At 66.2% G+C, this 16,897-nt stretch carries 18 protein-coding genes; 16 read left to right on the plus strand and 2 right to left on the minus strand.

Features of this window, described 5'->3' with window-relative positions; translation table 11 throughout:
• Nucleotides 1–328: 328 nt before the first annotated feature.
• Nucleotides 329–1,738, minus strand: a complete 1,410-nt coding sequence (gene cysS, locus ACK4MH_RS00075) for a cysteine--tRNA ligase (RefSeq protein ID WP_409712973.1) — start codon at nt 1,736–1,738, stop codon at nt 329–331.
• Between the two features lie 129 nt (nt 1,739–1,867).
• On the opposite strand from cysS, the gene folE reads away from it, so the two are divergent.
• The 8 genes from folE (at nt 1,868) to ACK4MH_RS00115 (ending at nt 9,492) form a co-directional block, all read left to right on the plus strand.
• A complete protein-coding gene (folE, locus tag ACK4MH_RS00080; protein ID WP_409712976.1) occupies nt 1,868–2,485 on the plus strand; it encodes a GTP cyclohydrolase I FolE in 618 nt (205 codons plus the stop codon).
• Nucleotides 2,486–2,654: 169 nt separating this feature from the next.
• Entirely contained in the window at nt 2,655–3,089 is a 435-nt protein-coding gene (locus tag ACK4MH_RS00085; protein WP_346496361.1) for a biopolymer transporter ExbD, read from the plus strand.
• Between the two features lie 143 nt (nt 3,090–3,232).
• The gene (locus tag ACK4MH_RS00090; RefSeq protein ID WP_409712980.1) at nt 3,233–5,074 is read left to right on the plus strand and encodes a gamma-glutamyltransferase family protein; all 1,842 of its coding nucleotides are present in this window, start codon (nt 3,233–3,235) and stop codon (nt 5,072–5,074) included.
• Between the two features lie 233 nt (nt 5,075–5,307).
• Nucleotides 5,308–6,036, plus strand: coding sequence for an SPFH domain-containing protein (locus ACK4MH_RS00095; RefSeq protein WP_409712983.1), 729 nt, complete (start codon nt 5,308–5,310; stop codon nt 6,034–6,036).
• Nucleotides 6,033–6,395, plus strand: coding sequence for an MmcQ/YjbR family DNA-binding protein (locus ACK4MH_RS00100; protein ID WP_409712986.1), 363 nt, complete (start codon nt 6,033–6,035; stop codon nt 6,393–6,395). Before ACK4MH_RS00095 ends, ACK4MH_RS00100 begins: the two co-directional genes overlap by 4 nt.
• A gap of 36 nt (nt 6,396–6,431) precedes the next feature.
• Nucleotides 6,432–7,274 (plus strand): aldo/keto reductase, encoded by an 843-nt coding sequence (locus ACK4MH_RS00105; RefSeq protein ID WP_409712989.1) that lies wholly within the window; start codon nt 6,432–6,434, stop codon nt 7,272–7,274.
• A gap of 15 nt (nt 7,275–7,289) precedes the next feature.
• Entirely contained in the window at nt 7,290–7,952 is a 663-nt protein-coding gene (locus tag ACK4MH_RS00110) for a Pr6Pr family membrane protein (RefSeq protein WP_409712992.1), read from the plus strand.
• A gap of 10 nt (nt 7,953–7,962) precedes the next feature.
• Nucleotides 7,963–9,492 (plus strand): UbiD family decarboxylase, encoded by a 1,530-nt coding sequence (locus ACK4MH_RS00115; protein WP_409712995.1) that lies wholly within the window; start codon nt 7,963–7,965, stop codon nt 9,490–9,492.
• Between the two features lies 1 nt (nt 9,493).
• On the opposite strand, the gene ACK4MH_RS00120 is transcribed toward ACK4MH_RS00115, so the two are convergent.
• Nucleotides 9,494–9,778: a hypothetical protein gene (locus tag ACK4MH_RS00120; RefSeq protein ID WP_409712998.1), complete on the minus strand. Its 285-nt coding sequence runs from the start codon at nt 9,776–9,778 to the stop codon at nt 9,494–9,496.
• 227 nt (nt 9,779–10,005) lie between these two features.
• Between ACK4MH_RS00120 and ACK4MH_RS00125 the strand changes: the two genes are divergently transcribed.
• From ACK4MH_RS00125 to ACK4MH_RS00160, 8 genes are all read left to right on the plus strand, one after another.
• Nucleotides 10,006–10,938, plus strand: coding sequence for a DUF3829 domain-containing protein (locus tag ACK4MH_RS00125; RefSeq protein WP_409713001.1), 933 nt, complete (start codon nt 10,006–10,008; stop codon nt 10,936–10,938).
• A 99-nt stretch (nt 10,939–11,037) separates the two neighbouring features.
• Nucleotides 11,038–11,670 (plus strand): hypothetical protein, encoded by a 633-nt coding sequence (locus ACK4MH_RS00130; RefSeq protein WP_409713004.1) that lies wholly within the window; start codon nt 11,038–11,040, stop codon nt 11,668–11,670.
• Nucleotides 11,671–11,708: 38 nt separating this feature from the next.
• On the plus strand, nt 11,709–13,559 hold the full coding sequence (locus ACK4MH_RS00135; protein WP_409713007.1) for a M14 family metallopeptidase: 1,851 nt from the start codon (nt 11,709–11,711) through the stop codon (nt 13,557–13,559).
• 3 nt (nt 13,560–13,562) lie between these two features.
• Nucleotides 13,563–13,970 carry an MAPEG family protein gene (locus ACK4MH_RS00140; RefSeq protein WP_135195108.1) on the plus strand — a complete coding sequence of 136 codons (408 nt, stop codon included), beginning with the start codon at nt 13,563–13,565 and terminating at the stop codon, nt 13,968–13,970.
• A 39-nt stretch (nt 13,971–14,009) separates the two neighbouring features.
• Nucleotides 14,010–15,365: a TldD/PmbA family protein gene (locus ACK4MH_RS00145; protein ID WP_409713012.1), complete on the plus strand. Its 1,356-nt coding sequence runs from the start codon at nt 14,010–14,012 to the stop codon at nt 15,363–15,365.
• Complete coding sequence (locus tag ACK4MH_RS00150; RefSeq protein WP_409713015.1) at nt 15,362–16,159, plus strand: 3'(2'),5'-bisphosphate nucleotidase CysQ; 798 nt, start codon at nt 15,362–15,364, stop codon at nt 16,157–16,159. Before ACK4MH_RS00145 ends, ACK4MH_RS00150 begins: the two co-directional genes overlap by 4 nt.
• A 105-nt stretch (nt 16,160–16,264) precedes the next feature.
• Nucleotides 16,265–16,510, plus strand: coding sequence for a DUF4170 domain-containing protein (locus tag ACK4MH_RS00155; protein WP_135195105.1), 246 nt, complete (start codon nt 16,265–16,267; stop codon nt 16,508–16,510).
• 67 nt (nt 16,511–16,577) lie between these two features.
• The gene (locus ACK4MH_RS00160) at nt 16,578–16,781 is read left to right on the plus strand and encodes a hypothetical protein (RefSeq protein WP_409713018.1); all 204 of its coding nucleotides are present in this window, start codon (nt 16,578–16,580) and stop codon (nt 16,779–16,781) included.
• Nucleotides 16,782–16,897: the final 116 nt, after the last annotated feature.

Raw genomic sequence — 16,897 nt, forward strand, 5'->3', positions numbered from 1 at the left:
CTCCCGTTCCATCCGCTCCCGCCGCCGCAAGGTCGCAGGCCAAGCGAGCCCTCCGATGCGACGGGACGGGTGTATTATGCGGCGGTTTGACCCCGTGGGCAGGAGAACGGGGACATAAATCGGCAAGCGATTGAAATCGCAGCGAATGAACCAGCGTCATCGTGATGGTTGGCGCGCAGTTCTCCCTCCCCTTCATGGGGAGGGGCGGCGAAGCGAAGCGCAGCCGGGGTGGGGCAGGATGAAGCGTCTCGCTGCCCTTACGGCCCCACCCGGATCGCTGCGCGATCGTCCCTCCCCATGAAGGGGAGGGAGAGGCGCCTGTGGGGCTTCAGCCCTTCATCCGCCAGGTGGCGCCTTCGGGGCCGTCCATAACGACGACGTTCAGGGCGTTGAGGCGGTCGCGGATGCGGTCGGCCTCGGGCCAGTCCTTGGCGGCGCGGGCGGCGGTGCGTTGCTCCAGCAGGGCCTCGACCTCGACCCGCAGGGCGTCGGAGACGTCGCCTTCCAGCCAGGCCGCCGGGTCGGCCTGGAGCACGCCCAGGATGGAGGCGCAGGCGACCAGGCGGCCGCGCGCCTGGGCCACGGCGGCCGCGTCGCCGGCCGTCATGCCGCGCTCGATCTCGCTGGACAGGGCGAACAGGGTCGCCATGGCGCCCGGCGTGTTCAGATCGTCCTCGATCGACTTCAGGAAGTCGGCGGGCGGATCAAGGTCCAGGGCTTCGACGCCGCTGGATCGATACAGGGCGCCGTAAAGGCGATCCAGCGACTTCTTGGACTGGTCCAACAGACCCTGGTTCCAGTCCAGAGGCTGACGATAGTGGGCGCTCAGCAGGGCCCACCGGACGACCTCGCCCGGCATGGCCTGGACCAGGTCGTGCAGCAGCAGGACGTTGCCGACGGACTTGGACATCTTCTCGGCGTCCACGGTCAGGAAGCCGTTGTGCATCCAGTAGCGGGCGTATGCGTCGTGCGCCTGATCGTCATGGGCGTGGCCGTGGGCGCAGACGCCTTGGGCGATCTCGTTCTCGTGGTGGGGGAAGACCAGGTCGATGCCGCCGCCGTGGATGTCGATGGGCAGGCCCAGGGTCTGTTCGATCATGGCCGAGCATTCGATATGCCAGCCCGGCCGCCCCTCGCCCCAGGGCGACGGCCAGGACGGCTCGTCCGGCTTGGACGGCTTCCACAGGACGAAGTCGTGGGGGTTCTTCTTGTAGGGGGCGACCTCGACGCGGGCGCCGGCGATCATGTCGTCCAGGTTCCGGCCCGACAGGGCGCCGTAGGATTTGTAGGACGAGACATCGAACAGGACGTGGCCCTCGGCCGCATAGGCGCAGCCGGCGTCGACGATGGCCTGGATCTGATCGACGATGGCGGGGATATAGTCGGTGACGTGAGGGGCGATGTCGGGCGGCGACACGTTCAGCAGGTTCATGTCGGCGAGATAGGCGGCCTCGTAGCGGGCCGTGACCTCGCCGATCGGCACGCCTTCGCGAGCGGCCTTCTGGTTGATCTTGTCGTCCACGTCGGTGACGTTGCGGGCGTAGATCACCTTGTCGGCGCCATAGGTCCGGCGCAGCAAACGCACGAGAACGTCGAACACCACCGGCGGGCGCGCATTGCCGATGTGGGCGTAGTCATAGACCGTCGGGCCGCAGACATAGAGGGTCACCCGGTTCGGATCGCGCGGTTCGAACAGGCGCTTTTCACGGTGCAGGGTGTCGTGGATGTGCAGCGGCATAAGATAGGTAGACTTCGTTTTCTTGCAGGACGGAGGGTCCGTCCCATATAGCGGCCTGATATACAGTCCCGACGGATTGTAGAAGGTAAACCGGGCGCACCCGCCCGCCCCGGCCGGAAAATCGAGTCCATGAGCGTCATCCCCGCCAAGCCCGTCCTCGTCAGCAGCGATGAGACCGTTGTGCGTCCCAGCCGCGAACAGGCGCTGGAGGCCGTGCGGACCCTGATCGCCTGGGCCGGCGACAATCCCAGCCGTCCCGGCCTGATCGACACGCCGAAACGGGTGGTGGACGCTTACGGCGAATGGTTCGACGGGTATGACGCCGATGCGGGCAAGGAGTTGAGCCGCACCTTCGAGGACGTGACCGGCTATGACGACATGGTCATCCTGCGCGACATCGAGGTGGAGAGCCACTGCGAGCACCACATGGCCCCCTTCCTGGGCAAGGCCTATGTCGCCTATCTGCCCGGCGAGAAGGTGGTCGGCATCTCCAAGCTGGCGCGGGTGGTCGAGATCTATGCGCGACGCCTCCAGAACCAGGAAACCCTGACCAACGACATCATCGACGCCATCGAATCGCACCTGCAGCCGCGCGGCGTGGCGGTGCTGGTGGACGCCGAGCATCAGTGCATGACCACGCGCGGAGTGCATCATCGGCACGTTTCGACCATCACGACCCGCTTCACGGGCGCCTTCAAGGACGATCCTGCCCTGGCGGACCGTTTTCTGAAGCTGGCCAAGGCCTGAGGCCTGAACTCGGGGACGACTGTCGCGTATAATTGACGTTCGGGAACGGCAGATCGTTTAGAACCGCTTTACAAGCCCGCATCGGGACGCCAAGAACCGATCAAGCCTTCGGGCGATCCATAGGGAAATGTCGGCGCGGATTGCAGCCGGCGAGTAACGGAGACGATGCATGGCTGCCAAGCTGGGTGGTTCCGGTGGGGACAAGCACACGATCGAACAGACGGCGGATATCAACATCACGCCGTTCATCGACATTCTGCTGGTGCTCATGATCATCTTCATGGTCGCCGCGCCTATGGCGACCGTGTCGATCCGTCTGGACCTGCCGCCGGCGCAGCCGCCCACCAATCCGACCGAGGAAAAGGAACCGGTGTACATCACCATCCAGGACTCGGGTCAGCTGTTCATCGCCGAGAACCAAACCTCCATCGACAACCTGGCCGCTGACGTCTGCACCGCTCTGGGCGGCGGTTCCTGCCAGGAAGAGCGCGTCTTCGTCCGCGCTCAGCCGGAAGTGAAATACTCGCAGTTCATGGAAGTCATGAACACGATGCAGGAGAACGGCTTCTTCAAGGTCGGCCTGCTGAACGAAGACATCGAATAGGACTTTCGTCCGCTTCAGAATTTGGGCCGCGTTCCGAAAGGGACGCGGCCTTTTTCTTTGGCTGCGTGCTCGACGAGATTGGGGCTTGTCGGATGGACCGGACCCCGCCTTGATGCCGTATCGGCTGTTCGAGGAGTTCGCCCATGCATCGTCGCACCTTCCTGTCCGCCCTGCCTGCTGGAGCCCTGACGGCCGGAGCAATGGCCGCAACGGCGGCTCAGGCCCGGCAAACCTCCCCGACCGCCAAACCGACCGAGGCGGCTCCAGCCCCCGCCCGTCCCGATCCCTATGCCGGCGTCGGAATCGGCGACCGGATCACCGGGCCGAAGTTCGTGGGACGCTCGACCGTCTGGGGCGCGAACGGGGCGGCGGCGACGGCCCACCCGGCGGCCAGCCTGATCGGCATCGACACCCTGAGGCGCGGCGGATCGGCCATAGACGCCGCCATCGCCATCAATGCGGCCCTGGGGTTCCTGGAGCCGGTCGCCAACGGCATCGGCGGCGACGCCTATTGCATGCTGTGGGACCCGAAGCAGAAGAAGGTCGTCGGGCTGAACGGATCCGGCGCCAGTCCCCGGGGCCTGAGCCTGGAGACGGCGCGGTCCAAGGCCATCGACGGCTATCTGCCCCGCTATGGCGCGGTGACGGTGAACGTGCCGGGCACGGTGGACGCCTGGTGGAGCGCGCATCAGCGCTATGGGAAACTGCCGTGGAAGGATGTGCTGCTGCCGGTCGCCGAACTGTGCGAACAGGGCGTCCCCATGCCCCAGGTCATCGCCTACTACCTGGAACGCAACATGGCGGCCTTCGACCGGGGCGTGATCCCAATCGAGGAGAACGACAACCGCAAGCGCATCTGGGCCGCCGGCGGGGCGACGCCCAAGGTGGGCGAGATCTTCGCCAATCCGTATCTGGGCAAGACCCTGCGGATAATCGCCGAGGGCGGGCGCGACGCCTTCTATGACGGCCCCTTGGCCGATCAGATGGAAGCCTATTTCAAGCGGATCGGCGGCTGGCTGACCCGCGCCGATCTGGCGGCCCACCACACCGAATGGGTCGAGCCGATCCAGACCAATTATCGCGGGGTGGACGTCTTCGGCCTGGGACCGAACACGCAAGGCCTGTCGACCAACCAGATCCTGAACATCTGCGAACAGTTCGACCTGAAATCCATGGGCTTCCAGTCCGCCGCCTCGCTGCACGTCCAGGCCGAGGCCAAGCGTCTGGCGTTCGAGGACCGGGCGCGCTGGTTCGCCGACGACCGCTTCTCCAAGACCCCGGTCGAATGGCTGAACTCCAAGGCCTATGCCGCCGAACGGGCCAGGCTGATCCGGCCGGACCGGGTGATGGACCGCGTCATGCCGGGCGACGCGCCGCACCATGGCGACACCACCTATTTCAGCGTCGCCGACAGCGAGGGGATGATGGTCAGCTGGATACAGTCCAACTATCGCGGCATGGGCTCGGGCTTGGCGCCGGACAATGGGACGGAGCCGCTGGGCTTCATGTTCCAGGACCGGGGCGAGCTGTTCGCCCTGACCGACGGCCATCCCAATGTCTATGCGCCCGGCAAGCGGCCGTTCCAGACCATCATCCCCGGTTTCGCGGTCAAGGACGGCGAGCCCTGGATGGCGTTCGGCGTCATGGGCGGCGCCATGCAGCCCCAGGGCCAGGCGCAGATCATCATCAATATGGTCGACTATGGGCTGGAGCCCCAGGCGGCCGGCGACGCCCCGCGCTGGCAGCACTACGGCTCGTCCGAACCGACCGGCCAGCCGCAGGAAGGGACCGGCGTGCTGCACCTGGAGAGCGGCGTGCCCGAGGCGACCAAGGCCCATCTGCGCGCCATGGGCTGGACCCTGGGCGAACCGGACGGTGGGTTCGGGGGCTATCAGAACGTCATGAAGCAGATGAACCCCGGCGGTCGCTGGACCTATGGCGCGGCGACCGAGATGCGCAAGGACGGGATCGCATTGGCCTACTGAAGGCTGGACGATGGGTCGCGCGGCGCTAAGGTGAGGCGGGGTTCTGCCCCCGTCAGAGGCCGTCTCGGCGCGACGCCCGGTCACGGGCGCGGTCAGCCAAAAAGGGGCGCCTCTCGTGTTTGGTCACAAGAAGGACGCCCGGCGCCGGCCGAAAGGCAAGCCGTGGACGGGCCATGCGGGCTTCGCGCCCCCGCCCTTCCGCCGCGGCGCCGGGCATCCCGATCGGAGGATGCATGTTCGATCCCTGGGGTCTGCTGGCCGTCGCCGTCGTCGTGGTGATCGCCTTCGGTGTGGCGCTGCTGCTGAGCGGCCGTCGGCGCATCAGGATCAACGCCTGGCAGCGCGGGGCCCTCTATGTGGATGGTGTCTATGAGCGTCTGCTGGATCCCGGCGTTCACTGGCTGTGGAAGACCTGCCGCAACCTGCATGTCCAGCCGGTCACCCTGGACCGTCAGGTGCATGTGATCCGCGCCGACGTGATGTCGTCCGAACGCATGGCTTTGAGGCTGTCCGCCGCCGTCATCTATCGGATCGAGGACGCCGAAAGGTCGATCCGGGAACCGGTCGAACCCCTGCTCGACCTGGCCGCCGGCGTCGCCCTGACGCGGCTGGCGGGCGAGATGACGCTGGAGGCCCTGCTGGCGCAATCGCCCGACGCCGACGCCGCCTTCGCCGCCCTGATGGGTGACACGGTCGGCGCCGCACGCATCGAACAGGCCCAGATCACCGGGGTCATCCTGCCGCCGGAGTTGCGCCGCCTGATGACCGAGGTCGAGCGCGCACGTCTGGAAGGTCTCGCCGCCCTAGAACGCGCCCGTGGCGAACAGGCCTCCCTACGCTCCCTCGCCAACGCCGCCCGACTGCTCAAGGACAATCCCGAACTGGCCCAACTGCGCCTGCTCAAGACGGTCGAGAACGCCAAGGCCGCGACCGTCGTGCTGGGCGACGACCGACGCCGATGACCCACGACGAGGTCCGCGCCCTGCTGCTGTCGTTTCCGGGCGTCGAGGACGGCACATCCTATGGCCAGCCCTCATACAAGGTGGCGGGCAAGTTCTTCACCTGGCTGCGGCCCCAGTTGGACGACAGCATCGTGGTGCATCTGGACAACCAACATGAGCGCGACCTGCTGATCGAGATGGACCCGGCGACGTTTCATTTCACCGACCACTATCGCGACTATCCCATCGTCCTGGCGCGCATCGCGACGGTCGATCCGGTCTGGTTGAAGGCGGCGCTGGACAGGCGATGGCGCAAGGTCGCGCCGAAAAGTCTGTCGAAACAGCATCCGCGTCTTACCGGAACGGGATCGGGCGCCTAATTACACGCTCCCCTGAACACAGCGAAGGCGCGCCCCATGGCCTATGGCGACCAACCCACGATCACGGTCGATGGAATCGAAATCCCCCTGCTCGGCTTCGGCACCTGGCAATTGGAGCCGGCGGATGCGCGGCGCATGGTCGCCGAGGCTTTGCGGATCGGATATCGCCACATCGATACGGCCTGGATCTACAAGAACGAGCAGGCGGTGGGCGAAGGGATCCGCGATTCCGGCGTGGCGCGCGAAGACCTGTTCCTGACCACCAAAATCTGGGTCGAGCATTTCACCCATGACGCCCTGTTGAAACAGGCCAAGGAATCGGCCGACAGCCTGGGCACGACGCCCGACCTGCTGCTGCTGCACTGGCCCAAGACGACGCCGTCGTTCGAGGAGACGCTGGGCGCGCTGAACGCCGCAAAGGACGAGGGGCTGACCAAGTCGATCGGCCTGTCCAACTTCCCGTCCAAGGAGTTCCGCCAGGCGCAGGGCCTGTCGAAGGCGCGGTTGATCACCGACCAGGTCGAGCACCATCCCTATCTCGGCATCGATCAGCTGGTCGCCACCGCGGCCGAGCTGGGCTCGTCGATCACCGCCTGGTCGCCGCTGGCCCAGGGCAAGATCGCCGACGACGCCACCATCAGCGAACTGGCCAAGGCCCACGGCAAGACCAACGGTCAGATCACCCTGCGCTGGCTGATCCAGCACGGGATCATCGCCATTCCCCGCACCACCAAGGAAAGCCGGGCGCGCGAGAACTTCGACATCTTCGATTTCGTCCTGACGGACGAGGAGATGCAGCGGATGGATGCGCTGGACCGGGGCGAACGACTGGGCGACTGGCTGGACCCCGCGTTCGAATGGGACAAGACTGCCGCCTGATCGACGGAGGCGCCGGTGTTTCGCAAACGGGACCAGCCCAGGCTGTGGCGCGCGACGTTCGCCGTCGTGGGCTGGACCGCGCTCGCGCTTCAATATCTGCTGATGGTGGCGCCGGTTCAGGGATGGTCGGTGCTGGAGCGGACGATCAACTATTTCAGCTTCTTCACCATCCTGACCAACATCCTGGTCGCCCTGGCCTTCACCGGCCCGCTATTGGGCGAGGGCTCAAGACTGGGCCGATGGAGCGCCAGCGAGGGCGTTCGCGCGGCCGTCGCCATGTATATCGTGGTGGTCGGGGTGGTTTATCATTTCCTGCTGCATCCCTACTGGAACCCCACAGGCTGGTCGCTGCTAGTCAATGTGGTGCTGCACTACGTCATGCCCGCCGCCTTCGTGCTGGACTGGCTGTGGTTCACGCCCAAGGGCCGTTTGCGCTGGATCGATCCGGCGAAATGGCTGGCGTTTCCGTTGATCTATGGCGGGTGGACGCTGATCCACGGCCTGGCGACGCACTGGTGGCCCTATGGGTTCGTCAATGTGGATCAGCTGGGACTGGGGCGGGTCGTGATGATCTTCGGGGCGCTGCTGGTCTTCTTCCTGCTGGTGGGGCTAGCGCTGGTCGGGCTGGATCGCGTGTTCGGCCGCGCGGCGCGTGACAGCGGGCCGCGTCCCGCTTAAGCGTCGCGACATGGCCTACAAATCCCTGCGTGACTTCATCGACCAGCTGGAAGCTCAGGGCGAGCTGGAGCGGGTGTCCGAACCCGTCTCCACCGTGCTGGAGATGACCGAGATCCAGACCCGGCTACTGCGGAACGGCGGACCGGCGGTGCTGTTCGAAAAGCCGGTCATGCCGGACGGCACGATCAGCCCCATCCCCTGCCTGGCCAATCTGTTCGGCACGGTGAAGCGGGTCGCGATGGGGGTGACGCTGGAGGGCAAGTCGCGGACCACGGCGGGCGAACTGCGCGAGGTCGGCGAGCTGCTGGCCTTCCTGCGTAATCCGACGCCGCCGCGCGGTCTGGGCGATGCGATGGAGATGCTGCCGCTGATGCAGACCGTCATGTCGATGCGACCCAAGACGGTGAAGAAGGCGCCGGTGCAGGAGGTGGTGCTGAAGGGCGACCAGATCGACCTGACCGCCCTGCCCGTCCAGTCGTGCTGGCCCGGCGAGCCCGCGCCCCTGATCACCTGGGGCCTGGTCGTGACCAAGGGGCCAAGCGAGGACCGCGAGGACGACTTCAACCTGGGCATCTATCGGATGCAGGTCCTGGGCAAGGACAAGGCCATCATGCGCTGGCTGGCGCACCGGGGCGGGGCGCAACACTATGCACGGCACAAGAAGGCCCGGCCCAAGGAGCCCCTGCCCTGCGCCGTGGTCCTGGGCGCCGATCCGGGGACTATCCTGGCGGCGGTGACCCCGGTGCCTGACACCCTGTCGGAATATCAGTTCGCCGGTCTGATGCGGGGCGCCAAGGCCGAGTTGGTGCCGTGCAAGACCGTGCCGCTGATGGTGCCGGCCCAGGCCGAGATCGTGCTGGAGGGCCACGTCCTGTTGAACGAGTTCGAGGACGAGGGCCCGTATGGCGATCACACCGGCTATTACAATTCGGTCGAGAAGTTCCCCGTGTTTCAGGTCAGCGCCATCACCATGCGCAAGGACCCGATCTATCTGACCACCTTCACAGGCCGGCCGCCCGACGAACCCAGCGTGCTGGGCGAGGCGCTGAACGAGGTCTTCATTCCGCTGTTGCGCCAGCAGTTCCCGGAGATCGTCGACTTCTGGCTGCCGCCCGAGGGCTGCAGCTATCGGATCGCCGTGGTGTCGATGAAGAAGGCCTATCCGGGCCACGCCAAGCGGGTGATGCTGGGCGTCTGGAGCTATCTGCGCCAGTTCATGTACACCAAATGGGTCATCGTGGTGGACCACGACATCAACGCCCGCGACTGGAAGGACGTCATGTGGGCCATCTCGACCAAGATGGATCCGGCGCGCGACATCACCGTGATCGAATCGACGCCCATCGACTATCTGGACTTCGCGAGCCCCGAGAGCGGCCTGGGCTCCAAGATCGGCCTGGACGCCACCGACAAATGGCCGCCCGAGACCAAGCGCGAATGGGGCGAGGAAATCCGCATGGACGAGGCGGTGGTCGAGCGGGTTTCAGACATGTGGGACCGGCTGGGCCTGCCCGGCGACAGCGCGCCGATCTGGAAGTAGATCAGGCGGGACCGGCGGCCGCGCCGAGGACGCCCAGGATCGCCACGACGGCGCCGACATAGTTGAGCCGCGACCGGGTGTAGGACCGCACCCGGTCCTTGCCTCTGATCAGCCGCACGACGAAATAGACGAGGGTGTGGACGAAGTAGAAGACGATGATCGGTGCGAAGAACAGACGCCCCACGGCAAACCCCCACATACCTATGGAGGCCATGTGCGCCGCCGCCGCAGCGTTGAACAGGAAGGCCGTGGCGAGGATCAAGCCGAGCGAGATGATCTGGTGCATGATGGGTCCGACACTGACGGCGATACGCAAATAATGCGGTCAAGCTTGATTGGCTCCCGGCAATCCAGAGGCGAATTTTCGGCGGCCTGAAAACCGTGACCGGTCAATCACTTGCGATTTATTCGCAGTTAATGGCGATTTTTCGAGAACCCGAGCTTGGCCGTAGCGTTCTCCTTGTCCAACTCCGGCTAAGCTGAACCTTGGCCGGTCCAGGAAGGGAAAATCACATGAAGTTTCGGACAGCTGTAAGCGCCATGGCCTTGGTCTGCGCGATGACGATGGGCCTTGCGGCCTGCGGACAGGGCGACGCCAAGGGCGGGGCCGATGGGAAATCTCAATCGGTGAGCGCCGCTGCGGGCAGCGAGCTGACCCAGCAGAAGCAGGGTCTCTATACCGAGGGCTTCAACAAGCTGATCGATGACAGCTGGGGCGTGCCGAACAACTTCGAAAACTATCAGAAGCTGGATATCCCGAACGCCAGCGCGACCAGCTCGATCTCCTTCCCCGAAAACATCACCACGCTGGAAACGGCGATCGAGAAGCTGAAGGAAGGCAAGGCGTTCGCGGGCGGAACTCAGAGCCGACGCACCGACGCTGCGGTCGACAAGCTGCTGCCGCAACTGGAAGCCCTGCTGGCGCAGTGGAAGACGCTGGATCCCTATTATGAATCCCGCGCCTATCGCGAAGACGGGCTGGCCAAGGGCAAGGCGGCCCACGCCGCCCTGATGACCGCGTATCAAGGCGCGATCGCCGGGATCGGCGAACTGGACGCCGCCCTGAGCGAATACCAGCGCGCCAGCAATGCGGCCAAGATCGAGGCCCTGACCAAGAGCGGCCACACCGCCGAGGCCAGCCTGATCGACGCCATGCAGAAGGCCGATCACTTCACCACCGCCGTCATCGAGGACAGGGCGGACGAAGCGGATCGTCTGCTGCCCGAGTTCGTGGCTGCAGCCGCCAAGCTGCGCGAAGCCGAAGCCGCCTTGCCCGCAGACAACGAGAACAAGTCGGAGTTCGGCTCCATCGCCGGCTACGTCGACTCGATGATCGGCTCTTGGCGCGACTACAAGCAGAGCAAGAGCGACTATGAGCGCGAAAGCATCGTGGACGACTACAATCGCGCCATCGACCGGATGGGCGACGTCGAAATGCCTGCCTGACGAGATCGCCGCCTCCGTCGCTTGCAAGTGACGGAGGCGGTGGACTGGCGGCGCTTCCCCGAACGGTCTAGCTTCCCTCCCTGACATCGGGGGATGGCTGTGAGCGCATTCGAATTCTTCTTCAGCTTTTATGGCCTGCTGCTGGGCCTTTCGGTCGCCGAACTCGTGGGCGGGTTCGCGCGGGTGCTGCATGAGAAGCAGCGGATTCGTTTCGGCTGGCTGACGCCGATGCTGGCCCTGTTCGTGGCTATCGACATCGCCACCTTCTGGAACCAGGCCTGGGTCATCTTCCGGGGCGCGCCGTTCAACACCTTCGTGCTGATCGTCTCGCTGGCCATCGCCGCGACCTTCTACGTGGCGGCCAGCGTGACCTTCCCGCGCGTCTCGGCCGAAGGCGGCGACGAGCGGATCGATGTGGACGACCATTTCTGGGCCCACCGACGGCTGGTGTTCAGCTGTATTCTGGCGGCCAATCTGATCGTCGCCGTGATCGTGATCATCCTGGCCCAGCTCAATCCTGGCTTTACACAGGTCGCCAGTTCGGTGCGCCTGTGGGTCGGCGTCGCCATCTTCGTGATCGGCACGGCGACGGCGGCCTTTGCGCCGTGGCGCAAGGTTGCGGTCGGGGCCTTGGTCGTCGTGCTGCTCTACAGTCTGTGGGGCATGGCGAACTCGGCGGCGTTGCTGGTCAGCGCCGGCGGTTGGGCGCCTGCGCTGGGCGGCGGCGGGTGACCGCTTGTCAGGCTGAGCCAATCGGCTCACGAAAGGCCATGCGATCGATTTCCCTGATGTCGGCCCTTCTTGCCGTCCTAGCCTGTAGCGTGAGTCCCGCCATGTCTCAGTCGCCGTCCCGGCCGCCCGTCCTGTCCAATATCGCGCCCTGGGACCAACCTTTCCTGCCGCCTGCGCCGGCATGGAACGGGGCGTCAAAGGACCTGTTGCGCGCCGCCTCCGATCCCTGGGTGACGCCGTTCGAGGCCGATCGGGGCCATGACTTCTCGCCCGATTACGCCGACACCCGGGTCTGGTTCGACCGTCTGGATCAGGCCAGCGACCTGATCCGCATCGAACAGTTCGGCGTCTCGCCCGAGGGACGACCGATCTATGCGGTGATCGCCTCCAAGGACGGGGCTGCGTTCGATCCGGCCAAGCCGGTGCTCATGATCCAGGCCGGCATCCATCCCGGCGAGATCGACGGCAAGGACGCGGGCATGATGCTGCTGCGCGACATCGCCTTCTACGGCAAGGACGCCCTGCTCGACCGGGTCAATCTGATCCTGATCCCCATCCTGTCAGTCGATGGCCACGAGCGGGCCAGCGCCTATTCCCGTCCCAACCAGCGCGGGCCACGCATCCAGGGCTGGCGCAATACGGCGACCAACCAGAACCTGAACCGCGACTATCTGAAGCTGGACCAGCCCGAGATGCGGGCGGTGCGGGGCCTGATCCTGAAATACCGGCCGGACCTCTATGTCGACGTCCACGTCACCGACGGCATGGATTACCAGTACGACATGACCTACGGCTTCAACGGGGAAGACGGGTCATTCAGTCGCTCGCCGAACGGCTCGGCCTGGCTGGACAGGGTTCTCAAGCCGGCGATGAATGCGGCGCTGGAGCGCGAGGGTCACATCCCCGGCGAGCTGGTGTTCGGCATGGATGACGACGAGCCCAGAAAGGGTCTGTCGGACGGCGGTCTGGGCGAGCGGTTCTCGAACGGCTGGGGCTCGGCGGCCCATGTGCCGACCATCCTGATCGAGAACCACAGCCTGAAACCCCATGAACAACGGGTGCTGGGCACCTATGTCTTCATCGAGGAGGCGATGCGGCTGCTGGCCGATCAGGGCGCGGGTCTGAGGGCCGCGACCGAACAGGACAAGGCCCTGCGCCCGGCGCAGATCCCCGCCAACTTCGAGGCCGACGAGACGCCGTCGTCCACCCGGCCGTTCAAGGGCATCCTGTACGAGATGTACGACAGCGCGGCCTCGGGCCGTCAGGAAATCCGCTGGCTGGGCCGGCCCGATCCCGAGCTGTGGCAGATGCCCTTCTATGGGTCCAAACCGACCCTGACCCTGACGCGGCCGACCGCCTATTGGGTGCCGGGTTATCGCACCGACATCATCGAACGGCTGAAGACGCACGGGATCGCGATGGAGACGGTCGAGGCGCCGCGCGCCGTGAACCTGTCGATGCTGCGCCTGGTCGAGCCCAAGCTCGCGACGCGGACCAACGAGGGTCACGTCCAGGCCTCGGTGAAGACAGTCGAGGTCGAGCGCCGCGACTGGACCTTCCCGACCGGATCGGTGCGCGTGCCGACCGATCAGCCGCTGGGCGACATCGTCGTGCTGCTGCTGGAGCCGCAGTCGAGCGAGAGCTTCTTCGCCTGGGGCATGTTCCCCGAGGTCATGAGCCGGGTCGAATATATCGAGGCCTACGCCATCGCGCCGCTAGCGGACAAGATGATGGCGGCGAACCCTGCGCTGAAGGCCGAGTTCGAGGCCAGGCTGGCGGCCGATGCGGCGTTCGCGGCCGATCCCCAGGCGCGTCTGGCCTGGTTCTACGAACGCACGCCCTTCTATGACGACCACTATCTGCTCTATCCCGTCGGGCGCGAGGACTGATCGATGACCACACCGCTGATGTACGCCGTCCAGGCCGCCGCCCTGTGGAGCGGCCTGCTGATCCTGATGATGCTGGTGCTGTCGGGCATCGTGGTCAGCGGACGGCGCAAGCACATGGTGTCGTTCGGCGACGGCGGAAACCCCGACCTGATGGCCGCCAGCAGGGCGTTCGGCAATCTGGTGGAATATGCGACGCCGGGCATGATCGCCATGCTGCTGCTGGCCGCTGTGGGCGCGCCGGCCTGGATGGTGCACGGGGTGGGCGCGACCCTGCTGGTCGGACGGGTCGTCCACGCCCTGGGCCTGCTGTTCCAGACCGGGCCGTCGCTGGGACGGGTGATCGGCATGTTGCTGACCTGGGTGGCGCTGCTGAGCGCGGCCGTGGGCCTGATCGCCTTCGCCGTCGTCTGACGCGGTTGCGGTGCAGCAAGCCGTCCGCCATATCGGGGCATGACTGAAACCCTGGCTGCGCCCGTTTCCACCGATCTTCTCAACGACATCGTCAAGGCGGCCCTGAGGGCCGGCGCCGACGCCGCAGAGGCGGTCAGCGCCGACCGGCGGTCCCTGTCGGTCGGGGTGCGCAACGGAAAGCTGGAAGACGTCGAACGCGAGGAATCGCGCGACCTGGGCCTGCGGGTCTTTGTCGGCCAGCGCCAGGCGTCGGTCTCGGCCTCCGATCTTTCGCCCGCGACACAGGCGCGGCTGGTCGAGCGCGCCGTGGCCATGGCCCGCCTGGCGCCGGAAGATCCCCATGCCGGTTTCGCCACCGAGGATCGGCTGGCGCGCGGGCCGTTCGTCGATCTGGACCTGTTCGACCCCACCGAACGTAGCGCCGAAATCCTGGAACAGGTTTCGGCAGAGGCGGAAGCCGCAGCCCTGGCGGTGACGGGCGTCGCCCGGTCGGAAGGCGGCCATGCCTCCTGGTCGTCCAGCCGTTGGCGGCTGGTGACCTCGCATGGGTTCGACGGCGCCTATGAGGGTTCGGCCTTCTCGCTGGGCGTCGGCGTCATCGCGGAAAAGGACGGGGCGATGGAGCGCGGCGGCGAGAGCCGTTCGATGCGCCACCTGTCCGACCTGCCAGGCGCCGGATTGATCGGACGCACGGCCGGCGAACGCGCGGTCGCCCGCACCGGCGCACGCAAGATCGCCTCGACCACCGCCCCCGTCATCTTCGACAACCGGATGGCGGGCCAGATCGTCTCGCCGGCCATCGGCGCCATTTCCGGCCCGTCGATCGCGCGCGGCACCTCCTTTCTGAAGGACCGGATGGGCCAGCGGGTGTTCGCCGAGGGGGTGACCCTGATCGACGATCCGTTCCGTCCGCGCGGCATGGGCTCCACCCCGTTCGACGACGAAGGCGTAGCGGTCGAGAAGCGCGCCCTGTTCGACGACGGCGTCCTGACCACCTGGCTGTTGAACAGCGCATCCGCCCGGCAACTGGGCCTGCAATCCACCGGCCATGCGTCGCGGGGCCTGGCGGGGCCGTCCGGCGTCTCGACCCACAATCTGCACATGGAGCCGGGCGAACGGGATCTGGCGGGGCTGATGGCCGATGCAGGGACCGGCCTGCTGGTGACCTCGATGTTTGGACCGTCGCTGAACGGCAACACCGGCGACTGGTCCGCCGGGGTGTCGGGCTTCTGGTTCGAGAACGGCGTGATCGCCTATCCGGTCAACGAGGTCACGGTGGCCGGCAAGCTGACCGACCTGTATCTGCGCATCCAACGCGGATCGGACCTGGAGTTCCGGGGCGGGTTCAACGTGCCCAGTCTGATGTTCGACGCGGTGGCCATCGCGGGCAAATGATCGACCTGAACGCTGACCTCAATCTGATCCGGCAGGCGGCCATCGACGCCGGGGCGCTGGCGATCGCCGAACGCGAGGCCGGGCTGAAGATCGAGTCCAAGGTCGGCGGCTCGCCCGTCACCAGCGGCGACCTGAAGGTGGACGCCATGCTGAAGGACCGGCTGCTGACGGCGCGGCCCGACTATGGCTGGCTGTCGGAAGAGACGGCGGATTCGGCCGAGCGGCTGTCGAAGCGGCGCATCTTCATCGTCGATCCCATCGACGGCACCGTCGCCTATATGAAGCGGACGCCGTGGTGGTGCGTGCCCATCGCCGTCGTCGAGGACGGCGAGGTCGTCGCCGCCGTCATCCATGCGCCCGAGGTGGACGAGACCTATGTGGCTGTGCGCGGCGGCGGGGCCCGGCGCAACGGCCGGTCGATCCATGCCTCGGACGTGGCGACGCTGGAAGACGCCTCGATTCTGGGCGATGCGCGACTGATCGAAGCGCCCTATTTCGACGACGAGCCCTGGCCGCCGATGCGGTTCGAAAAGCGCAACGCCTTGGCTTATCGGATGGCGCTGGTCGCCGCCGGCGCCTTCGACGCCGCCCTGGCCCTGACGCCGAAGTGGGACTGGGACGTCGCCGCCGGCTGGCTGATCGCCCAGGAGGCGGGCGCCAAGGTCAGCGACCATCACGGGCGGCCATGGGCTTTCAACCGGCCCGATCCGCGCCAGGCCAGCCTGGTCTGCGCCGCCCCGCTGATCCAGCCGATGATCGTGCGGCGCTGTAAAAACGTGCCTTTATCGACCTAAGCCGGGGGCGGAAAACCCCGCCCCACATTGATCCTTGGGCGTTCTCGGCCTATGCCGCGCGCAAAGCCCCTCCCCAGCCTTCGGGCCCAGCCTTCAGGATTTCCGATGACCGATCAGAACGCCGTCCCGCCGCAACTTCTGCACATCGTCATCGGCGGCGAGCTTCGTCACCTGGGCGAGCCGACCTTCCGCGACCTGTCGCAGGTCGAATTCGTCGGCGCCTTCGGCAGCTATGACGAGGCCAAGAAGGCCTGGAAGGCCCGCGCACAGGCGACCGTGGACAACGCCCACATGCGCTATTTCATCCTGCACGCCCACAAGCTGATCGATCCGCGCGGCGACGTGGCCTGATCCTGCGACATCGGGGAGCCGAACCGGCGCCCCGATCCAGACGTTAGGCGGGGATGCGAGCACGATCATGAACCTGGAACCCCATCAGACCTTTCAACTGGTCAGCCTGCTGGCGGTGCTGGGGCTGTTCTGCTTTTCGCTCCGCGACAAGATGAACTACGCCCGCTGGTTCAAGCGTTGGGAGGCCGAGCGCAAGGCCCGACGCGACGCCGAACTGGCGGCCGAGGCGCGCGCGAACGGCGACGAGCCGAAGACCGGCCCCTGGGACTGAGGCCCACCCTCAAATCCGTCACCCTCGGGCTGGTCCCGAGGGCCCACCGTTGGGCTGACGCGACCAAAGAAGCCGCGCGACGGCTCTGATGTTCGAATGCGCGGCGCCGTAGGCCC

The sequence above is a fragment of the Brevundimonas sp. genome (assembly GCF_046295075.1).
GTDB lineage: Bacteria > Pseudomonadota > Alphaproteobacteria > Caulobacterales > Caulobacteraceae > Brevundimonas.